Genomic DNA, 20,431 nt, shown 5'->3' with positions numbered 1-20,431 from the left:
TATCTTTGAGTGCTAAAATACATTTCTTTGAAATAAATTCATTGGTTAGCGTTAATCATTTTTGTAATTTTGTTGCTTGTTAGTCCACAACAGATTAGCGTTAGAATGAGTCAATATTCTTTCTTTAAAATACTGACTACAATTTTCTTTAGATGAAAAAAATTCAAATGGTTGACCTCAAAGGTCAGTATAACGATATAAAAGATATTGTTAATCCTTCTATTCAAGAAGTCATCGAAAACACAGCATTTATTAATGGTCCTAAAGTCCATGAGTTCCAGGGAAATTTAGAGAGTTACTTGCATGTAAAACATGTAATTCCTTGTGCTAACGGAACCGATGCGTTGCAAATAGCTATGATGGGACTTGGTTTAAAACCAGGTGATGAGGTTATTACTGCCGATTTTACATTTGCAGCAACTGTAGAGGTTATAGCGCTTTTGCAATTAACACCCGTTTTGGTAGATGTTAATGAAGACGATTTCAATATCAATATTGAAGCGATAAAAAAAGCTATTACACCAAAAACAAAAGCTATTGTGCCAGTTCATTTATTCGGACAATGTGCTGATATGGAATCTATTATGGAAATAGCTAAAAAGCATAATTTATTTGTTATTGAAGATAATGCTCAAGCTATTGGAGCTAACTATACCTATACTAATGGGACAAAAGTAAAGGCTGGAACTATTGGAAATGTTGGAGCTACATCATTTTTTCCTTCAAAAAACCTTGGATGTTATGGAGATGGAGGCGCTATTTTTACAAATGATGATGATTTAGCTCATACAATACGTGGTATTGTAAATCATGGTATGTATGAACGTTATCACCATGATGTAGTTGGTGTAAATTCTAGATTGGATAGTATTCAGGCAGTAGTTTTAGATACTAAATTACCACGTTTAGATGATTATAATACAGCAAGACAAGAGGCTGCTAGAAAATATAACAAGGCTTTTGAAGGCATAGATAAAATAATAACTCCTAAAACAGTAAGTAGAAGTTGTAATGATATTTGTGATACGTGTGATTGTCATGTATTTCACCAATATACGCTAAGGGTAAAGCTTATAGACAGAGATGGCTTGGTAAAACATTTAAACGAGAATGGAATTCCTTGTGGCGTGTATTATCCCATACCGTTACATAAACAAAAGGCATATCTTGATGAAAGATACAATGAGTCTGATTTTAAGGTAACCAACAAATTGGTGAAAGATGTTATTTCATTACCAATGCATACAGAATTAGATGATGAACAAATAGAATTTATTACATCAACAATTATAAAGTTTATAAATGAATAAAATATTAGTTACAGGAGGATTAGGGTTTATTGGATCACATACAGTTGTTGAGCTTCAAAATGAAGGTTATGAAGTTGTTATTATTGATGATTTATCAAATTCTTCTGAAAAAGTATTAGATGGTATTACAGCTATAACTGGAGAAAAGCCAATTTTTGAAAAGTTAGATTTAAAAGATAAAGCTGATGTTGAAGCTTTTTTTGCAAAGCATAATGATGTAAAAGGAGTTATTCACTTTGCTGCAAGTAAAGCTGTTGGAGAAAGTGTTAAAGAACCTTTGATGTATTATGAAAATAATATCGGTTCGCTTATTTATATTCTTAAAGAATTAAAGAAACTGTCGTCAGCCGCATTTATTTTCAGTTCTTCTTGTACAGTTTACGGACAAGCAGACGAATTACCAATTACTGAAAATGCTCCAGTAAAAAAAGCTGAATCTCCGTATGGTAACACAAAACAAATAGGAGAGGAAATCATACAGGAAACATGTAAAGTGGTGCCTACATTAAAAGCAATTGCATTGCGTTATTTCAATCCAGTTGGGGCTCATGAATCTGTTGAAATTGGTGAATTACCAATAGGTGTGCCACAAAATTTAGTACCGTTTATTACGCAAACTGCTATAGGGTTGCGTGAAGAATTGTCTGTATTTGGAGACGATTACCCAACTCCTGATGGCACATGTATTCGAGATTATATTCATGTTGTAGATCTAGCTAAAGCACATGTTGTAGCTTTAGGCAGATTATTGAAAGGTGAAAATAAAACTAGCTATGAGACATTTAACTTGGGGACAGGTAAGGGAAGTTCGGTTCTTGAAGTAGTTCAGTCTTTTGAGCGAGTCTCAGGAAAAAAATTAAACTACAAGATAGTAGGTAGAAGAGAAGGTGATATAATTTCAGCCTATGCAGATACCAATAAAGCGAATAATGATTTAGGTTGGAAAACCAAATTATCTCTTGATGATGCTATGCGATCTGCTTGGAAATGGGAACAAAAAGTAAGAGAGAAGGAATAAAATTAGCTACAATAATTATACAAAAAAGACTACTTTTAAGTAGTCTTTTTTTTTACACAATTATTTAAAATACAAACTTAATTAGTAAACTATTATCGGTTTTTACCTTTTTAAGAAAGTTTTAAGACTATTAAAATCCATTATTTTTAAGTTAGATTAACATTCATAAACCAAGCTATCCTTGATGTTTAATTTTTCTAAAATATCCCTTATATTTTTGTTGTTTGTTCTACCAAATCATTTGATAGCTGAGACAATTTCTATTCAATCAGTACAAATAGACAGTTTGATAAAAGAAAAAAAAACAAATAACGATATGACTCAGCTTGAATTATTGTTGTTATATAATGAAGCCTTGAAAGAAAAACCAAAAGATTCAATTGATATTTTTAGGCAGTTAGCAATTCTAAATGCAGATTTAGATCAGCCAAAGGATGCGTTTATATATACTGAAAAATATATTTCAAATACTTTAGATTTCTCAATATTAGATAATGGAGCGTATGATTTCATAAAATACTCCAAGGAATATAAAGACTTAAAAAACAAGTACCTAACTAAAATAAATATTCTTACATTCTTTTATTTTTATACTGCGTTAATCGGGCTCTTCTTATCAGTCATATTGAGTTTTACCAAAATTGGTGATAGAAATAGTAAAATTTTTATTGGAAGTTTTATTGGAGCAAATGCTCTATTTATATTGGACTTTGTAATGTATGCCTCAAATCTTCAATTTAAATTCCCTCATGTATACCGCATGTCATCTTCAGTAGCTTTATTGTTTGGCCCTTTATTATATTTCTACTTTAAAAGCTTAAAAAAAGATTTTAGAATAAAGATTCTGGATTGGATTCATTTTATCCCCACAGCTATTTTAATCATATTTCTTATCCCCTTATATACTCAATCGTCAATTGATAAAATTAAATTGATGTTATATTCATCAAACCACCAAAAAATGTTCGATTATGCGATTTTCATCATGAAAATAGCTTCATTAACTTTTTATGCTTACTGTATATGGAAAATACAATTTCCTAAAGAAACCGTTCAAAAACCCAATATCCAAGCTATAAATAAGTGGTCAAAATCATTATTCAGAATTCACTTAGTATTTATTGTTTGCTATGCTTTTTATGGTATTGCAGCATACATTATCTATAGTGATATCTCTAGTTTTATTTATCATTTACAAATAGCCATAATGTGTTTAATAGTTATTTACATTGCTTATATGTCCTTTGTTCAACCAAATATTTTTAAAAGCGAACATGTATCATTAAAAGATAAATTATTTTCAGAAAAATACAAAAATTCTGGCTTGACCGAAGCACTTTCAAACGAACTTAAAGAAAATTTAATTAAGCTATTAATTGAAGAAAAAATTTATAGAAAAAGTGATATAAGTCTTGAATTATTATCACAAAAACTCAATACTACTAGACATAATACGTCTCAAATCATAAATGAGCATTTTCACATGAACTTTTTTGAACTTATAAACAAATTTAGAATTAATGAAGCTGTAAAGATTCTTGAAGAAGATGCTCATGGCAACTTGAACATTATAGATATAGCCTATGAAGTTGGATACAACAACAAAGTTACGTTCAATAAGGCTTTTAAAAAAGAAACCAACTTAACACCTTCTGAGTTTATTAATACTTCTTTAAACTAACCAATAAGTAAATACTGAGTAAACTATTAACGGATATAGTAAATTATTATAAGACTTACCCCTATTTATAAGTATTATAACTTCTTTTACTTAGCAATTGTTAAAAGGTAGGTAGTATAAGGACTTTACTTACTTTAGATTCCTCTAAACTTTTTTTTCAAAAAGTAAAGTATAATTTTTTGAATTAGTCACTTAAAAAAATCTTTACTACCTCCTTTTTTTCAATCTGCCTAGACTAACTCAAATAATTATAAGTATGGAAAAAAAGTTCAATAGATTACTAATGCTATTGATAGCATTGACTCTGCAATTCTCTTATGCACAAGAAATAACTATTTCTGGTATAGTTAAAGACGCTAATGGCCTACCTCTACCAGGAGCTACCGTTTTAATCAAAGACTCATCCACAGGTGTTTCTACAAATTTTAACGGCATATTTTTAATTCAAGCTAATCAAGGGGACACACTTGTATTCAGCTATATTGGGTATACTACTCAAGAAATTATTGTTAGCACTTCACCCAAAATTGATGTCATTCTAAAAGAAGATGCACAGTCACTTGAAGAAGTTGTTGTTGTGGCCTATGGAACACAGACGAAAGAATCGATAGTTGGAGCTGTTGGAGTTGTTTCATCTGATGTTATAGAAACCCAACAAGTTACTTCTCCATTAAGAGCATTACAAGGAGCAGTTCCAGGAGTAAACTTAATTACTGCTGGTGGACAACCTGGTAATAATCCAAGTATAAGAATAAGAGGGTTTGCTAGTGTTAACCTATCTCAAGAGCCTCTAATTATTGTCGATGGCGCACAGTTTAATGGTAATTTAAATACTATTAGTCAAGATCAAATCAAATCTATATCGGTATTGAAAGATGCGTCATCTTCTGCTTTGTATGGATCTAGAGCTGCAAATGGTGTTATTATAATAACTACCAAAACAGGCAATATTAATCAAGAACCAAAAGTATCTATCAGATCTCAAATAGGAGTCTCTAATCCTACTATTGGTATTCATAATCTTGTAGAACCAGAAGGTTATTTGAAATTAACATGGCAAGCTTTAAAAAACACAAATCAATTTACTAACAACCAATCTGCTACTGAAGCTGCCCAAAATGCAACCAACGGGCTAACAGGTTACTTAGGCTATAATCCATATAATGTTCAAAATCCAATTGATACAAATGGAAATTTAGTTAACGGTGCTAATTTATTATGGCAATCTAATTGGGAAGATGAGGTAATTAGGCAAGACTATTTAAGAACTAACCATAACGTTAGTGTTAGTGGTGGAAGTGAAAAAACCACATACTTTTTATCATTTGATTATTTAAATGAAGAAGGGCCTGTAATACCCTCAAATTTTGAAAGAATATCAACAAGATTGAATCTAACAACAAAAGTAAAAGATTGGCTTAAATTAGGGCTAAATACGAGTTTTTCTCGTTCTAGATCAAATAACCCTGACCAAACATCATCAACTACAGCTCAAACTATTTCATGGATATATGGCATTTCTAGTATTTATCCTATTTATGCAAGAGATGCCAATGGGGCACTTTTACTAGATGATGCTGGACAACGAATATTTGACACCGGTAATGGTATTGTTACAGGTCAACCAATCAATAGTGTTAGACCCACATTCAACGGTGAAAATTTACTTGCCAATTTAACTTTAGGCAAAGAAAGACGCATAAGAAGCAATTATTTAGCCAGTGCATATGCTGAATTGACACTTTTAGAAGGTTTAACTTTTAAAAGTAGTTTAAGTTATGAAAACTATTTATTTGATTCTTACAGCTTCGATGATGACAAAATAGGAGCTGCATCTGGAGATGACACCAAAGGGCGTGTTACCCAAGATAGAACCATAACATCTACCTTAAATGCTATACAAGCAATAAATTATAAAAACACTTTTGGTAAACATAATATATCTCTGGATGCTATTACCGAGTCTTATACTAGAACAGATGATGATGTTTTTGCTCAAGGGATAGGTTTTTTACCTGGTGTTGAGAATAATGATGGTGCTACAAACCCAGAATTAGTTGGTGGAAATATTATTACCGATAGACTAAATAGTTATTTAGGTAGAGCTAGTTATAATTTTGATAAAACTTATTTCGCTGAGTTTTCTATTAGAACAGATGGATCTTCTCGTTTTGCTGAAAATAATAGATGGGGCACTTTCTTATCTGGTGGTGGAAGTTGGATTGTAACAAATGAATCTTTTTTAAACAGCAACAACATCTTAAGCTACTTAAAAATAAGAGGTTCATATGGAGAACTAGGCAATAATCAGACTACAGGTTTTTTTCCCTATGAATCTGTATTCTTAACAGGTTTTGTAAATGAATCTAATCCAGGAATTTTACTTGATGGTATCTCAGATATTAATCTTGAATGGGAGAAAATAGAATCGTTAAATATTGGTATAGATTTCAATCTTTTCAAAGGTGTTCTCTCTGGTACAATAGATTATTACAACAAAGAATCTGTAGATCTTATACTAGAAAAACCCTTAGCTCCCTCTTTAGGTGTAACTAATATTCTAACAAATGTTGGTTCAATAAGAAATTATGGATGGGAATTTAGTCTAAATTCAAAAAATATAGATACTGAAAGTTGTACTTGGACCACTGGTCTAAATTTTTCACTAGATAAAAATGAGTGGACAAAACTTCCTGAAGAAGAAACTGTTCAGGCATCCAAATTATGGAAAGTTGGTAATTCTTTATTTGATTTCTATATAAGAGAATGGGCTGGTGTAGATCCAGCAGATGGACAAGGTATGTGGTATATGGATGTAACAGATGCTAATGGTGATGTTGTTGACAAAGTAACGACCAAAGATTATGACAATGCCACCAGATATGATCAAAACAAAACATCTTTACCAGATATTCAGGGAGGTTTTACATCATTTGTAAAATACAAACAATTCGATTTAAATGTCTTATTTAACTTTAGCTTTGGAGCTTACTTATTAGATTCTGATTATTCTGGTCTTATTGATCCTTTTCAGTTTCCAGGCTCAAGTGCGCATCCAGACAATTTTAAAGCGTGGCAAGCACCTGGTGATATAACAGATTTTCCATTATTACTTGTTAACAGTAACAATAATACTTCTAGATCAACACGATTTTTATTTAAGAATGATTATGTAAGGTTGAAAAGTTTAACTTTTGGTTATAATTTACCTCAAGGCGCATTGCATCGGTTTGGTTTAAGTAAACTTAGATTATTTATTCAAGCAGATAATATATGGACTTGGCAATCTCACAAAGGCATAGATCCAGAACAAGCTTTTAATGGAATAACGAATAATAGGTCTCCATTATCAAAGACTATTGCTTCAGGTGTAATTATCGAATTTTAACAAAAAGATATGAAAAAAATAAAGAGACATAATAGAACCATTTTTTTATTGATTTTTACAATAACAACTATTTTAAGTTGTTCTAAAGATTTTTTAAATGAACCAGAAAACACAGCTGGATTACCAGAAAGCATTGTGTTTTCAGAACGAGAAATTATAGAATCGTTTGAATCAGGAATATACGATCGTTATAAGAGTCAATGGGATAATGATTTAGGCGATGGTGTTAATAATTCTTCTCCAGATACGGGAGGGCTTTATGCACAATATTTCGCGAGAACAGTTAAAGGAAATGACTTAATTCAAGCTGTTACTATATTTAGATTTGATTATGGCCATGAAAATAGAGAGCCTAATTTCAGGAGAACCAGTTTTGCTTGGGAGTTTAATTATGAAATTATAAATTACGCAAATATTATTATACGTAATGTTGCTAGTTCTGATTTAGATGAAAACACAAAAAAAGAATTCATTGCAGTTGGCAAAGTTTTCAGAGCATTTCATTACTTTCAACTTGCTCTAGAATTTGCGCCGAATTATAATAATGACAGATCTGTAGCAAAAATACCCGTTTATACTAGTCCAGCAACAGGATCTACTATACCAGCTAAACCTAGCCCGCTTAGTGAAGTATACGCTTTAATAATTAATGACCTAAAAGAAGCTATTCTAGATTTACCTGAAGAGAGACTAGGCAAAAGTTATATTCGTAAATCTGTAGCTAATGGTATATTGGCAAGAGTCCTACAAGTAACGCAAGACGATTGGGCTTTAGCATCAGCCTCAGCTAGAGCAGCTTATGGTGGAAACTCTGCATCAGCTGTTGTATCAACTAATTGGAGAACAGGTTTTAGCGATTTATCTGATCAAGAATGGTTGTGGGGTCATTTTCAAAATGGCTCCAACGAAACTAACTTCTTTTGGATGTCTCCTCACCCATTTTTTGATCATTTGGTTTTATCTTATAATGGCACCTACATTAATCCTAATTTTAGGGATCAATTCTCAAGCACAGATATAAGAAACAACTTTTTCAACTTGTATAATGTCGAGGCAACCGAACCTTGGAGAGAATTTGTTTCAACAAAATTTTCATTTGCATTTACCTCTGATGTACCATTAATGAGAAAATCAGAGATGGTCCTTATCGATGCTGAAGCTCAATATCAATTAGGCAATGAACTTGAAGCTAAAAATTTACTTTTTACACTACAAAGTAATAGAGATTCTAACGCAGTAATGTCTGCAACCACAGGACAAGCATTATTAAATGAAATCCTTTTAGAAAGACGCAAAGAAATGTATGGTGAGTTTGGTGTAGAGTGGTTTGATGCTAAAAGATATAGATTACCAATAAACAGAGATCCTGTCCATAGAATCCCTATGAATATACCCGCTGACAGTGAATTATTTGTTTTAAAAATCCCTGAAAGCGAAACAGATGCTAATCCTAATATGGATACTAGCATAAATGATGATATATAGCAATCTAAGATCATTACCTTTTAAAAACTTAAAATAATTCAATTTCGATAACCTTGCTTAAACTAGCTATTATAATAAATACGTTACACGATGAATAGTTTTAGTTTGGTTTAAAATATTGAAATGCAAAACATAGTAACTAATAATTAATATAAAAAACATGAAAAAACTATTATTTATTTTAATAATTATTTTCGGAATTTTTAGCTGCGAAAAAAATGAAGACAACCCTACTGTTACTAAAATAAATTATGTAGGTTTTGAATCTGGTTTTATTATTGGTGTAGATCCAGTGGGAATCACTTCTCAAGAAGTGGTAATAGCATCCTCTAACACAGATAATAATCCTAGAACATACAATTTAAATATAAACACAGATTTAACAACTGCAGATCCAAACTCATACAATATTCCCACTATGGTCACTATACCAGCAAATAGTAATATTGGAATGTTTATTATAGATGTAAATGGAAAGTATGTTAATCCAATAGGAGATGACATTGTATCTATTTCCTTTTCTACTAATGATGATACTCTTTTTATTAGCAACCCTATTAGTTTAAATTTGAAGCAAGTATGCTCAAACCCAGAGCTTATTTTAGATATTACCTTTGATGACTGGCCAGAAGAAATCTATTGGGCAATTATAGATTCTAATAACGATACTATTTTTGAAAGTGCAACACCTCCTGGATTTGGAGCCTACGAAAATTTAACTGGAGGAATTTCTAGAACATTTTGCTTAACTCCAGGCAATTACACCTTCCAAATTTATGATCAATTTAATGACGGTGCTGGACCTTTTTCTTTAACTTTTGATAATAATCTTATTTTTTCCTCAAATGGCTCATATGGAGGATTTACTCAGACTACCTTCTCAATTAACTAAACCAAACTAATTGAATCTTGAAGAACCGAGGTATTAACCTCGGTTTTTTAATTTATTAGGTTTCTTTTTAAAACTTGTTAATAGAAGAATTATCATTCCAGTGGTAACTGATAAATCGGCTAGATTAAATATGCCAGTTCTAAATACACCTCCTAAATCAATAAATAAGAAATCGGTAACTTTTCCAAAGACTATTCTATCAAAAACATTGGCAATTCCTCCTCCAATAATGCTTGCAAAAGCAAAAAGTGACCAATTATCTAAAGATTTATCTTTAAAAATATGCCGAAGTACAAATCCTAAAACCAGTATGGGTAAAATGAGCAATAAAACAATTCTAAGGGTTTCGTTTAACTCGCTTCCCATACCTAAAAAAGCACCGGTATTCTCAACATTCATCATAATAAAGGCATCACCAATTAATGGAATACGATCTCCTGGGTTTACTTCTGTTCTAAGTATGATGTGCTTTCTAACAAGAACTTTTGAGATTTGATCTATCGCTATAGTTAAAACGATGACCAAAATTATAAAAGCGTTACGTTTGTTTTGCTTCATTTAACTATTAGCTTCAAAAGTTGCAGAAATTGTTTCTGATTCTCTATTGATTTTTTTAACCAAACCTTGTAAAACTTTACCAGGACCCACTTCTGTAAATGAGGTGGCACCATCTGCAATCATTTGCTGTACAGACTGTGTCCATCTTACAGGAGCTGTTAATTGAGACATTAAATTTGTTTTAATAGCATTTTCATCAATTACAGCATTTGCTGTTACATTCTGGTATATTGGGCAGTTTGGTTTACTAAATGTTGTGTTTTCAATAGCTGTTGCTAATTCTTCACGAGCTGGCTCCATTAAAGGAGAGTGAAAAGCACCACCTACAGGTAAAACTAAAGCTCTTCGTGCACCTTCTTCTTTTAAAGCATCACAGGCTTTAGTAATGGCTTCAACCTCGCCTGAGATTACTAATTGTCCTGGGCAGTTGTAGTTAGCTGCAACTACGGTACCTTGAGTTGTAGCACAAATTTTTTCAACCACATCATCATCAAGTCCTAGAACTGCAGCCATGGTACTAGGTTGTAACTCACAAGCTTTTTGCATAGCAGTTGCACGTTGCGATACTAATTTTAAACCATCTTCAAAAGTTAAAGTGCCATTGGCTACTAAAGCCGAAAGCTCTCCTAAAGAGTGTCCAGCAACCATATCTGGTTTAAAACTATCTCCTAATGTTTTAGCTAAAATTACAGAATGTAAAAATATGGCGGGTTGTGTTACTTTAGTTTGTTTTAAATCATCGGCAGTACCTTCAAACATAGTATCTGTGATATTGAAACCTAAAATATCGTTAGCATGTTCAAATAGTTCTTGGGCTAAGGCTGAATTTTCATAAAGATCTAAACCCATTCCAGAGAATTGAGCACCTTGACCCGGAAAAATATATGCATTCATGTTAGTTCGTTTTTGTGTGGCAAAAATAGGAATAAATCTTTAGAAGAACCGATTATGTTTTCTAGAAGTTGTGCTGCTGCGTTAGGGATTAAACGGCATGTTTGAAATCTCCGACGCAGGAGGGATTGAGTAGTGAAAGCGCGACCCCTTGTGGGTAACGCCAAAATTATTAGACAAATTACTCCATGAGCACTTAGATAGCTAAACAAATGAAGGTAAGGTTGTGCATGTGCTACTTTATCCCTAAAAAAAGGTTCTAAAAAACTATTTAGTTTAAAATTAAGGAATAAAGACTGTGATTTATTAGGTTATTCTAACAAAAAATTAGAAATTTGCATCCCTTTTAGGAAAACCATAGAAAACGATATAATAAAATATACACATGTTAAAGATTATAGTTAAAGATGGCGAAAACATCGAGAGAGCTCTAAAACGCTACAAAAGAAAGCATAGAAATATTAAAGTAATGCAAAACTTAAGAGATGGACAGTATTTCACAAAACCATCTGTTAAAAGACGTCGTGAAATCCAAAAAGCGGCTTACATCCAGACTTTAAGAGATCAGGAAGATATATAAACGTCTTTCTAAATTTATATAATTAAATCCCATTTACTTTTAGTGAATGGGATTTTTTATTGTAAGTTTTATAAATCTTATGCTACAAAGTATTTATGACGATACTTTATTTGTTCATAGGAATTTTGGCAGCTACTCTAAGCGCTTTACCACTTGGGGCTTCAAATATTGCGGTTATTAACACTACTTTAAAAGAAAATGCTACGCAAGCATTTAAAATTGCTATAACTGCAGGTATTGCCGAAGTATTACTGTCTTATTACGCTTTAGATTGCAACCAAGCCATTAAAGCTTTTTTTGACAATAACTTATGGGTACAAACTACCATAGCAATATTGCTTTTTGTAATAGGTGGTTACTTGTTTTTCAAAAAACAATCCTCATCCGCATCTAGAAAAAGAAAACACACACAATCAAAATACACTACAGGTTTTATACTTGGTATTATTAATCCTCCGGTTTTAATTTATTGGGTAATTGCTTTTGGAGTTTTAAATAACAACGATTTTATGTTATCCCTACAATCGTCTTTCCTTGTATTATTTCTATTTTTTACAGGTGTTTATCTAGGAAAACTTGTAACGCTTTACGGCTACAGTAGAATGAGTGTAATTATTAAAAGTAAAGTAAACAACATTACTCAAATATTAAATAGAGTAACTGGTGTGTTGTTAATGATAATTGGGATTTTACAAAGTACCCATCTTTTTTTTCTCTAAATTTTTATTTATTGATATAGCACAGGTTCAACTTATTAAAAATAAATAACTAGAGAACTGAAATATCTACAACTAAACCCTCATTAGCACGCACATTAAAAACAGTTTCATCTTCAAAAATGAGATACTGACCTTTTATACCAACTAAAGTTCCTTGGTAGACATGAGTTTTTTGAATATTTAAACTCTTTGGCTTTTCAGGGTATTTATGTACTGGAAATTCCAAGTTGGTTTCGCTATTATTTTCTATAAAATAGTCTTTTGCTTCATCTGGAATAAAAGACTTTAACCGCGCTCTCCATTCAATTAAATTCTCATCTTCAATATCATTTTTTAGCATTTTTCGCCAATTAGTTTTATCGGCTACATGGTCTTTTAAAGCTACTTCTGTAATACCTGCCAAATAACGGTTGGGCACCTCAACAATTTCAATAGCTTCGTGAGCACCTTGATCTATCCATCGTGTTGGCACTTGACTTTTTCTAGTCACACCTACTTTTACATTACTAGAATTAGCCAAATACACAATGTGTGGTTGTAACTGAGCTTTCTTTTCATACTCTAAATCACGGTCTTCTTTACCTAAATGTGCCGTACTTAATTCTGGGCGCATAATCCAATCGCCAGCTCGGGCCGTATCAAAAAAACACTGCTTATCAAAGCCTTGCCTGTAAATAGGTTTATCCAATCCACAATTTAGACACTGAAACTTTATAAATTCTATTTTTAAATGTTTATTTAGCAATTGATTCATGTTAATGAAGTCATTATCAAATACTAAATAGTACTGAATTGGATTAGAAAATTCAGTTTCCATTTTCCTTAGAACACCTTGGTAGGTCATATAAAAAAAAGTATTATTTTTAAAAAAATAAAGATAGCATAAATATGCCAATTCCATTAGTAAATTCAATTGCGTCATGGTTCCTTAAAAAGCGATTTCATCAAATTGAATTGTTTTTAAAATACCCTAATGAAGTACAGAATGAACTCTTATTGAGCTTAATTGACTTTGCTAAAAACACTGAAATTGGTAAGCAATATGATTTTGCTACAATTAAAGATTATAAAACATTCGCAGAACGTATACCCATAAAAAATTATGATGGTTGGCAAGATTGTATTGAACGTTCTAGAAGAGGAGAAAATAATATATTTTGGCCCACACCTATTAAGTGGTTTGCCAAATCTAGCGGAACTACTAGAGCTAAAAGTAAATTTATACCAGTAAGCGAGGAGTCTTTGGAAGATTGCCATTACGCAGCCAGTAAAGATTTATTGTGCATGTACTTAAATAATAACGAAAATGCTCAATTATTCACAGGAAAAAGTTTAAGACTTGGAGGCAGTAAAGAGTTATATAAAGAAAATGGCACCGTGTTTGGAGATTTGTCGGCAATCTTGATAGACAATATGCCTTTTTGGGCAGAATACAGCAGTACTCCAAGTAATAGAGTATCGTTAATGAGCGACTGGGAACATAAAATGCAAGCCATTGTAGACGAAACCATTAATGAGAACGTTACCAGTTTAGCAGGCGTACCTTCTTGGATGCTGGTATTACTGAATAACGTTTTAGATTCAACAGGGAAACAAAGCCTTCACGATATTTGGCCAAATCTTGAAGTTTACTTTCATGGCGGAGTCAGTTTTGTACCCTATAAAGATCAATACAAAAAAATATTACCAAGTAAGCAATTTAAGTACTATGAAATCTATAATGCTTCGGAAGGTTTTTTTGCCATTCAAGACCAAAACAATTCAGATGAATTACTCTTGATGTTAGACTATGGTATTTTTTATGAATTTATCCCTATTGATATTTATGCTACTTCAGAAGAAAAAGCAATTCCTTTAAGCGAAGTTGAATTAAAAAAAAATTATGCTGTTATAATTTCGACTAATGCTGGTTTATGGCGCTATAAAATTGGAGATACTGTTAGGTTTACTTCCTTAAACCCTTACCGTATAAAAATTACAGGACGAACTAAGCACCATATTAATGTTTTTGGGGAAGAACTTATTATAGAAAACGCTGAAACTGCATTAAAAAAAGTGTGTAAGCGAACAAAAGCAGAAATTGTAGATTTTACTGCTGCTCCGATTTTTATGGAGGGCAAAGAAAAAGGAGCACATGAATGGCTGATAGAATTTAAAACACCTCCTAAAGACATCAATTATTTTAATGAGTTATTTGATAATGCCTTAAAATCATTAAACTCAGATTACGAAGCAAAACGTTATAACAACATCACACTAAACAAACCCACCATTAATGTTGCAAGACCTCAACTATTCCATGACTGGTTAAAACAGAACGATAAATTAGGAGGGCAACATAAAGTTCCCAGACTTTCAAACACCCGAGATTACCTAGATGATTTATTGAGCCTAAATAGCTAAAATAATTGTCAGAATATACTCAAAAACAGGAAGTTAACGATTTTTGATGTTATTTGGTCTAAGAAATTTAAGAGATACTTGTTTTGCTTGGTATCTTTAAAATCAATTAATCCAAAACCCTAAACCAATGAAAGCAAAACTATGTTTTCTATTATTCCTAGCTTTTAATATTATTGTTGCCCAAGGCCCTTCAAATTTAATAGCATCAAACAATTATCTATATAATACACCCATTTTAAAGGCTAATAATACAGCTGATATCAATTCCAATGGTTTTGATTTTGAGCTTTTAGATGCTGGTGTAAACACTTATTTTTCTGAAATCGGATCTGGCTTTTTTAAAGATAAATTGATTATGGTCTCCTCCAAAAAACTTGGAGGATTTGCAAAAATAGACCCTAATACTAATGAGGCTTATAAAGAGTTATTTTGTTTAGATATTGACAAAAATGGAGCATTAAGCTCTCCGTATTTATTTAGCAGAATACTAAATACCAATGCCAGTGAAGATCAATTAACCTTCTCACCTGACGAGAAAACAGTTTATTACACAAGAAGTAGTAAAGAAAACTCATTGGAGTTTAAGCTTTACAGAGCTATACTCAAAGAAGATTCACATGGTAACTGGATAAATAATGAATTGTTAAGCATTAATAAAAACAATGTTTCTATTGAAACCCCTTTTGTAAACCATGCTGGTAATAAGTTATATTTTTCTGCCAACTACCCAGACGCCATAGGTGGATATGATTTATATGTTTCTGAAATAAATGAAGATGGTACTTTAGGAACTCCTAAAAACCTAGGAACAACTATTAATACTACTTTTGACGAAAAATACCCTGCACTTTCATTAGACGATAAATATTTTTATTTTTCTTCTAAAGGGCATCAAAATATTGGAGGCTATGATCTTTTTACCAGTAAAATATCTAAATCTGGTTTTAAAGCTCCTAGGAATATGGGTAATACCATCAACACAATTTATGATGAAATCGCTTATTTTTTAGCAGCTAAAAACAAGGGATATGTATCATCTAACAGACCCAATGGCAAAGGAGGTTATGATATTTATACAGCAACAAATGATGAAGTTATTCAAATTATAGAAGGTAAGATATTAGATAAAGAAACCAGAATTAAGCTGCCTAATACTGAAGTTATGTTAATAGATGAAAATGGTAATGAGGTCTCTAGAACATTGACTAAAGAAGATGCAACATATAGTTTTGATGTAATCCCTTTCGAAACATATACAATTTCAACATATAAGGACGGATTTAAAGATGCATCAGTTGAGTTTTTTACAAGCAGTGGAGATAAAACAACTTACAAGAAAAATATTGAACTTTTAACAACAGCACCGGTGATAGCTAAAGTTAAAGATGAAATGCGTATTATTTTAGAAAACATCTATTTTGATTTTGATAAATGGAGTGTTAAAGAAGAATCAACTATTTCTCTAAACAAGGTAGTTAAAATTTTAAATGAGCATCCTGAAATGAAACTTACCATAAATGCACACACAGATAATAAAGGTAGAGACTCTTACAACTTAAGTTTATCAAATAAGCGTGCTGCTTCTGCTGTTAAATACCTTATCAAAAATGGTATTTCAAAAAACAGACTAGTATCTAAAGGCTTTGGAGAATCTGAACCTTTAGTAGATTGTAAGACTAATTGTTCTGATGATGATTTACAGGCAAACAGGCGTGTTGAGTTTGTTATTTTAGATTAAGCAAATTACATCGATTAAATGTCAGCATATCGACAAGCTACAATGCTGTAAGTTTTTAAACGAGTATTTCGTCTTATAATCTAAAACTCTTAAAAGTGACTTTGCACAACTACTAATTAGACATACTTTTACTAAAGTTTTGAAGCAGAAATAATTTTTTTAAACGATATATCCATTATTAATTAATATCCATAAATGAAAAAAACCACGCTAAGGGCGTGGTTTTTTTATTATATATATTTAACTTCTTCTTTTAAGAAACAGCTTTAAGTTTCTTTAAAGTTGTTTTAGTCAATTTATCTTCGGCGTAAGTTTTAGTAACATTCAGCTTTTTCTCATTTGAACTCGGAAGCTCAAACATGGCATCAGTTAAAATCTCTTCACATAAAGAACGTAATCCTCTTGCTCCTAACTTATATTCAATAGCTTTGTCTACAATAAAACCTAGAGCACCATCAGTAATGGTGAATTCAATTTCATCCATTTCAAACAATTTCTTGTACTGCTTTATTATTGCATTTTTTGGCTCAGTAAGAATAGCTCTTAATGTACCAGCATCAAGAGGGTTCATATATGTTAGAACTGGTAAACGTCCAATTATTTCTGGTATTAAACCAAAATCTTTTAAATCCTTTGGAATTATATACTGTAATAAGTGATCTTGATCTATAACTTCATCAGACATCGAAGCACTGTAGCCAACGGCTTGCATATTTAAGCGTTTTGAAATAACACGCTCAATACCATCAAATGCTCCACCAGCTATGAATAAAATATTCTCGGTATTTACTTCAATGAATTTTTGATCTGGATGCTTACGCCCTCCTTTTGGCGGAACATTAACAACAGTTCCTTCTAATAATTTTAATAGTGCTTGTTGCACACCTTCACCAGAAACGTCTCTGGTAATAGATGGGTTATCACTTTTACGTGCAATTTTATCAATCTCATCAATAAATACGATTCCCTTTTCTGCTTTTTCTAAATTGTAATCAGCTGCTTGTAATAAACGTGTTAATATACTTTCAACATCTTCTCCAACATAGCCAGCTTCAGTAAGTACTGTTGCATCAACGATAGCTAAAGGAACATTTAACATTCTGGCAACAGTTTTTGCCATTAATGTTTTACCTGTTCCCGTTTGCCCTACCATTATGATATTACTTTTCTGAATATCAATTTCATCTTTCGATGGTGGTTGCAACAATCTCTTGTAATGATTATATACAGCTACAGACATCACTTTTTTTGTAGCATTCTGCCCTATTATATATTCATCAAGAAATGATTTTATTTGTTGTGGTTTACGAAGTTTTAATTCTGCCGATAAATCACTACTATCACTTTGCTTTGATTCTTCTATAACAATACCATGAGCTTGCTCAATACACCTATCGCATATATGAGCATCCAATCCTGCAATTAATAAATTTGTTTCGGGTTTTTTACGACCACAAAACGAACATTCTAGTTCTTCTTTTGCCATTAATCTTATTATTTTTGGGAATGAACTATTGTAAATCCCTGTACAACAATTCTTTAAAATTACAAATTATTTATTTGCGAGCCAAAATCTCATCAATCATACCATATTCTTTGGCTTTATCTGCCTTCATCCAATAGTCTCTATCACTATCTTCATAAACTTTGTCGTAATCTTGACCTGAATGCTTACTAATAATCTTGTAAAGCTCTTCTTTAAGAATTAAAATTTCTCTAGCAGTAATCTCTATATCACTAGCTTGACCTTGTGCACCACCTAATGGTTGATGAATCATTACACGTGAATGCGTTAGCCCACTACGTTTTCCCTTTTCACCAGCACATAATAACACCGCACCCATTGAAGCAGCCATACCAGTACAAATAGTAGCAACGTCAGGTTTAATAAATTGCATAGTGTCATAAATACCTAAACCAGCATAAACACTGCCTCCAGGAGAATTGATATAAATCTGAATATCTTTATTAGCATCTGTACTCTCTAAAAACAATAGTTGAGCCTGAACAATGTTTGCTACTTGATCATTAATTCCTGTTCCTAGAAAAATAATTCTATCCATCATTAAACGAGAGAATACATCAAAAACAGCAATATTCATTTGACGCTCTTCTATAATATTTGGCGTTAAGTTTGTTGGATACATACTACTTATTATTTTGTTGTAGTATGTACTACTTATTCCTTGATCTTTAATCGCGAATTTTTCAAATTCTTTTGCGTAATCCATAATCTTTTATTGTCTTTCTTTTTACTAAACTCTTAGCTTACATGAAGGTGAGTTTAAAAACTTATTATTGAGATAGCTTTTAAATAAAAAAGCGCTTAAATCTAAAACGATTTAAGCGCTTAAAGATAAACAATTATTCTTTATTTATTTATCGCCATAAACTTCTTTAACAAACTTTTCGTAACTCAATTCTTTTACCTTAAGATTTGCCTTTTCTTTATAAACTTCTAATAGTTTTTGACTTATTAATTGCTCTGAAATCCTGCGAGCCTCATCTTGATTTGACAACACTCTAGCTGCAATATCATCTAATTCTTTATCTGAAGGATTCATTTGACCAAATTGTGCCATTTGCCCTTTTATCATCTCTCTGGCGTGATTTTTAATATCATCCATGGTAACTTGAACATCATTATCTTGAATTAATTTACCTTCAATTAACTGGTAACGCAAACTCTTTTCAGACTTTTCATATTCCTCTTTTGCTTGAGCCTCATCCATTTCTTTTTCACCAGCTGTTTGCATCCATTTAGTTAAAAATTCTGCTGGTAAATCAAATTTTGTATTTTCAACTAAATACTCAGTCACATCATTAAGTAACTTTTGGTCAGCTTGCTGTACAAATTGCTTTTCAGCATCTTCCTTAATTTTAGCTTTTAACTCAGTAACCGAAGTTACAGCTTTAGGTCCGAAAAGCTTATCAAACAAATCTTGATCTAAATCAGCTAACTCACGCTTGTTTATTTCTGAAATGGTAAAATTCACTTCAATGTCTAAACCATGAACATCATCATGCCCTAATTTTAAAGCGTGCATTAAATCATGTTCATCATCAAAAAGACCTTTAGTTTTTAATGTAATTACATCTCCTGCTTTAGCGCCAACAAACTGTTTTGCTGTTGCTTTTCCTTTAAACTTATCTAAAGTTAAAGTAACAGTATTATCGATTTCTTTTTCTTCGTTTGTATATGCTCCAGTAATTTCGCTATCCTTTTCAACAACATCTTGAGATACTAGTTTCCCATATTGTTTTTGAATACGCTCAATTTGCTCATCAATCATTTTATCATCAGCAACAATATTATACTGCGTAATTGCTTTTTTACTTTTTAACTGAACATCAAATTCTGGCGCTAGCCCTAATTCAAATTCAAAAGAAAATTTATCGGCATTCCAATCAATTTCATCTTGAGTTTTTGGTAATGGTTGCCCAAGAACATCCAATTTTTCTTCAGTTAAATATTTGTTTAAAGCGTCTTGTAAAAGTTTGTTTACTTCATCAACCAATACAGCTTTTCCGTATTGCTTTTTTACCATTCCCATTGGCACATGTCCTTTTCTAAAACCAGGAATATTTGCTGTTTTACGGTAATCTGTTAAGATTTTTTCAACTTTATCGCTGTAATCTTCTTTAGCGATATCTACTTTTACTACAGCATTTAATGCATCAACGTTTTCTCTTGTAATATTCATTTTAAAAATCGATTTTTAGTATAACTAAAATTGGGTGGCAAAAATACAACATTTTTCCACACCT

Annotated in this window: 16 protein-coding genes; 10 read left to right on the top strand and 6 right to left on the bottom strand. The window is 31.8% G+C overall.

From position 1 onward, the window contains the following. The first annotated feature begins 152 nt into the window (after window positions 1-152). The 6 genes from Q0772_RS06525 to Q0772_RS06500 all read left to right on the top strand — a co-directional run bounded on the left by Q0772_RS06525 (window position 153) and on the right by Q0772_RS06500 (window position 9,774). Window positions 153-1,310, top strand: a complete 1,158-nt coding sequence (locus Q0772_RS06525) for a DegT/DnrJ/EryC1/StrS family aminotransferase (protein ID WP_298341746.1) — start codon at window positions 153-155, stop codon at window positions 1,308-1,310. Continuing rightward, window positions 1,303-2,328 (top strand): UDP-glucose 4-epimerase GalE, encoded by a 1,026-nt coding sequence (gene galE / locus Q0772_RS06520; RefSeq protein WP_298341742.1) that lies wholly within the window; start codon window positions 1,303-1,305, stop codon window positions 2,326-2,328. Before Q0772_RS06525 ends, galE begins: the two co-directional genes overlap by 8 nt. A 316-nt stretch (window positions 2,329-2,644) precedes the next feature. Next, complete coding sequence (locus Q0772_RS06515; protein WP_298341739.1) at window positions 2,645-4,009, top strand: helix-turn-helix domain-containing protein; 1,365 nt, start codon at window positions 2,645-2,647, stop codon at window positions 4,007-4,009. A 256-nt stretch (window positions 4,010-4,265) separates the two neighbouring features. Beyond that, window positions 4,266-7,397, top strand: a complete 3,132-nt coding sequence (locus tag Q0772_RS06510) for a TonB-dependent receptor (protein ID WP_298341735.1) — start codon at window positions 4,266-4,268, stop codon at window positions 7,395-7,397. A 9-nt stretch (window positions 7,398-7,406) separates the two neighbouring features. Continuing rightward, on the top strand, window positions 7,407-8,882 hold the full coding sequence (locus tag Q0772_RS06505) for a RagB/SusD family nutrient uptake outer membrane protein (protein ID WP_298341732.1): 1,476 nt from the start codon (window positions 7,407-7,409) through the stop codon (window positions 8,880-8,882). Window positions 8,883-9,042: 160 nt separating this feature from the next. After that, on the top strand, window positions 9,043-9,774 hold the full coding sequence (locus tag Q0772_RS06500) for a hypothetical protein (protein ID WP_298341729.1): 732 nt from the start codon (window positions 9,043-9,045) through the stop codon (window positions 9,772-9,774). A gap of 33 nt (window positions 9,775-9,807) precedes the next feature. Here Q0772_RS06500 and lspA read toward each other — a convergent pair whose 3' ends face one another. After that, the gene (gene lspA, locus Q0772_RS06495) at window positions 9,808-10,332 is read right to left on the bottom strand and encodes a signal peptidase II (RefSeq protein WP_298341727.1); all 525 of its coding nucleotides are present in this window, start codon (window positions 10,330-10,332) and stop codon (window positions 9,808-9,810) included. Then, the gene (gene fabD, locus Q0772_RS06490) at window positions 10,333-11,226 is read right to left on the bottom strand and encodes an ACP S-malonyltransferase (protein WP_298341724.1); all 894 of its coding nucleotides are present in this window, start codon (window positions 11,224-11,226) and stop codon (window positions 10,333-10,335) included. 382 nt (window positions 11,227-11,608) lie between these two features. Here fabD and rpsU point away from each other — a divergent pair, with 382 nt between their 5' ends. Both rpsU and Q0772_RS06480 read left to right on the top strand, forming a co-directional pair. Beyond that, window positions 11,609-11,803 (top strand): 30S ribosomal protein S21, encoded by a 195-nt coding sequence (gene rpsU / locus Q0772_RS06485; RefSeq protein WP_298341721.1) that lies wholly within the window; start codon window positions 11,609-11,611, stop codon window positions 11,801-11,803. A 95-nt stretch (window positions 11,804-11,898) separates the two neighbouring features. After that, a complete protein-coding gene (locus Q0772_RS06480; protein ID WP_298341718.1) occupies window positions 11,899-12,522 on the top strand; it encodes a LysE family transporter in 624 nt (207 codons plus the stop codon). A 49-nt stretch (window positions 12,523-12,571) separates the two neighbouring features. On the opposite strand, the gene Q0772_RS06475 is transcribed toward Q0772_RS06480, so the two are convergent. Next, complete coding sequence (locus Q0772_RS06475) at window positions 12,572-13,366, bottom strand: DUF2797 domain-containing protein (RefSeq protein WP_298341715.1); 795 nt, start codon at window positions 13,364-13,366, stop codon at window positions 12,572-12,574. 44 nt (window positions 13,367-13,410) lie between these two features. Between Q0772_RS06475 and Q0772_RS06470 the strand changes: the two genes are divergently transcribed. Further along, window positions 13,411-14,925 carry a GH3 auxin-responsive promoter family protein gene (locus Q0772_RS06470; RefSeq protein ID WP_298341712.1) on the top strand — a complete coding sequence of 505 codons (1,515 nt, stop codon included), beginning with the start codon at window positions 13,411-13,413 and terminating at the stop codon, window positions 14,923-14,925. Between the two features lie 127 nt (window positions 14,926-15,052). Then, window positions 15,053-16,663 (top strand): OmpA family protein, encoded by a 1,611-nt coding sequence (locus tag Q0772_RS06465; protein ID WP_298341709.1) that lies wholly within the window; start codon window positions 15,053-15,055, stop codon window positions 16,661-16,663. A 253-nt stretch (window positions 16,664-16,916) separates the two neighbouring features. Here the strand turns inward: Q0772_RS06465 and clpX are convergent, their stop codons facing one another. The 3 genes from clpX to tig form a co-directional block, all read right to left on the bottom strand. Then, window positions 16,917-18,149 carry an ATP-dependent Clp protease ATP-binding subunit ClpX gene (gene clpX / locus Q0772_RS06460; protein ID WP_298341706.1) on the bottom strand — a complete coding sequence of 411 codons (1,233 nt, stop codon included), beginning with the start codon at window positions 18,147-18,149 and terminating at the stop codon, window positions 16,917-16,919. 70 nt (window positions 18,150-18,219) lie between these two features. Continuing rightward, complete coding sequence (gene clpP, locus Q0772_RS06455; RefSeq protein WP_109352251.1) at window positions 18,220-18,894, bottom strand: ATP-dependent Clp endopeptidase proteolytic subunit ClpP; 675 nt, start codon at window positions 18,892-18,894, stop codon at window positions 18,220-18,222. Between the two features lie 144 nt (window positions 18,895-19,038). Beyond that, window positions 19,039-20,367 (bottom strand): trigger factor, encoded by a 1,329-nt coding sequence (gene tig / locus Q0772_RS06450; RefSeq protein ID WP_298341697.1) that lies wholly within the window; start codon window positions 20,365-20,367, stop codon window positions 19,039-19,041. Window positions 20,368-20,431: the final 64 nt, after the last annotated feature.

Origin of the sequence: uncultured Algibacter sp., assembly GCF_947490405.1 — a bacterium.
Classification (GTDB): Bacteria; Bacteroidota; Bacteroidia; order Flavobacteriales; family Flavobacteriaceae; genus Algibacter_B.
The sequence above is the reverse complement of the archived record's forward strand: the minus strand, read 5'-3'. Positions and strand labels throughout refer to the sequence as shown.

Bases quoted from the DNA above. Each gene is read 5' to 3' on its own strand.
- Q0772_RS06515 (WP_298341739.1), top strand. From the start codon at position 2,645: ATGACTCAGCTTGAATTATTGTTGTTATATAATGAAGCCTTGAAAGAA.
- clpX (WP_298341706.1), bottom strand. From the start codon at position 18,149: ATGGCAAAAGAAGAACTAGAATGTTCGTTTTGTGGTCGTAAAAAACCC.
- Q0772_RS06525 (WP_298341746.1), top strand. From the start codon at position 153: ATGAAAAAAATTCAAATGGTTGACCTCAAAGGTCAGTATAACGATATA.
- Q0772_RS06470 (WP_298341712.1), top strand. From the start codon at position 13,411: ATGCCAATTCCATTAGTAAATTCAATTGCGTCATGGTTCCTTAAAAAG.
- clpP (WP_109352251.1), bottom strand. From the start codon at position 18,894: ATGGATTACGCAAAAGAATTTGAAAAATTCGCGATTAAAGATCAAGGA.
- Q0772_RS06505 (WP_298341732.1), top strand. From the start codon at position 7,407: ATGAAAAAAATAAAGAGACATAATAGAACCATTTTTTTATTGATTTTT.
- rpsU (WP_298341721.1), top strand. From the start codon at position 11,609: ATGTTAAAGATTATAGTTAAAGATGGCGAAAACATCGAGAGAGCTCTA.
- Q0772_RS06475 (WP_298341715.1), bottom strand. From the start codon at position 13,366: ATGACCTACCAAGGTGTTCTAAGGAAAATGGAAACTGAATTTTCTAAT.
- Q0772_RS06480 (WP_298341718.1), top strand. From the start codon at position 11,899: ATGACGATACTTTATTTGTTCATAGGAATTTTGGCAGCTACTCTAAGC.
- lspA (WP_298341727.1), bottom strand. From the start codon at position 10,332: ATGAAGCAAAACAAACGTAACGCTTTTATAATTTTGGTCATCGTTTTA.
- Q0772_RS06465 (WP_298341709.1), top strand. From the start codon at position 15,053: ATGAAAGCAAAACTATGTTTTCTATTATTCCTAGCTTTTAATATTATT.
- galE (WP_298341742.1), top strand. From the start codon at position 1,303: ATGAATAAAATATTAGTTACAGGAGGATTAGGGTTTATTGGATCACAT.
- Q0772_RS06510 (WP_298341735.1), top strand. From the start codon at position 4,266: ATGGAAAAAAAGTTCAATAGATTACTAATGCTATTGATAGCATTGACT.
- fabD (WP_298341724.1), bottom strand. From the start codon at position 11,226: ATGAATGCATATATTTTTCCGGGTCAAGGTGCTCAATTCTCTGGAATG.
- tig (WP_298341697.1), bottom strand. From the start codon at position 20,367: ATGAATATTACAAGAGAAAACGTTGATGCATTAAATGCTGTAGTAAAA.
- Q0772_RS06500 (WP_298341729.1), top strand. From the start codon at position 9,043: ATGAAAAAACTATTATTTATTTTAATAATTATTTTCGGAATTTTTAGC.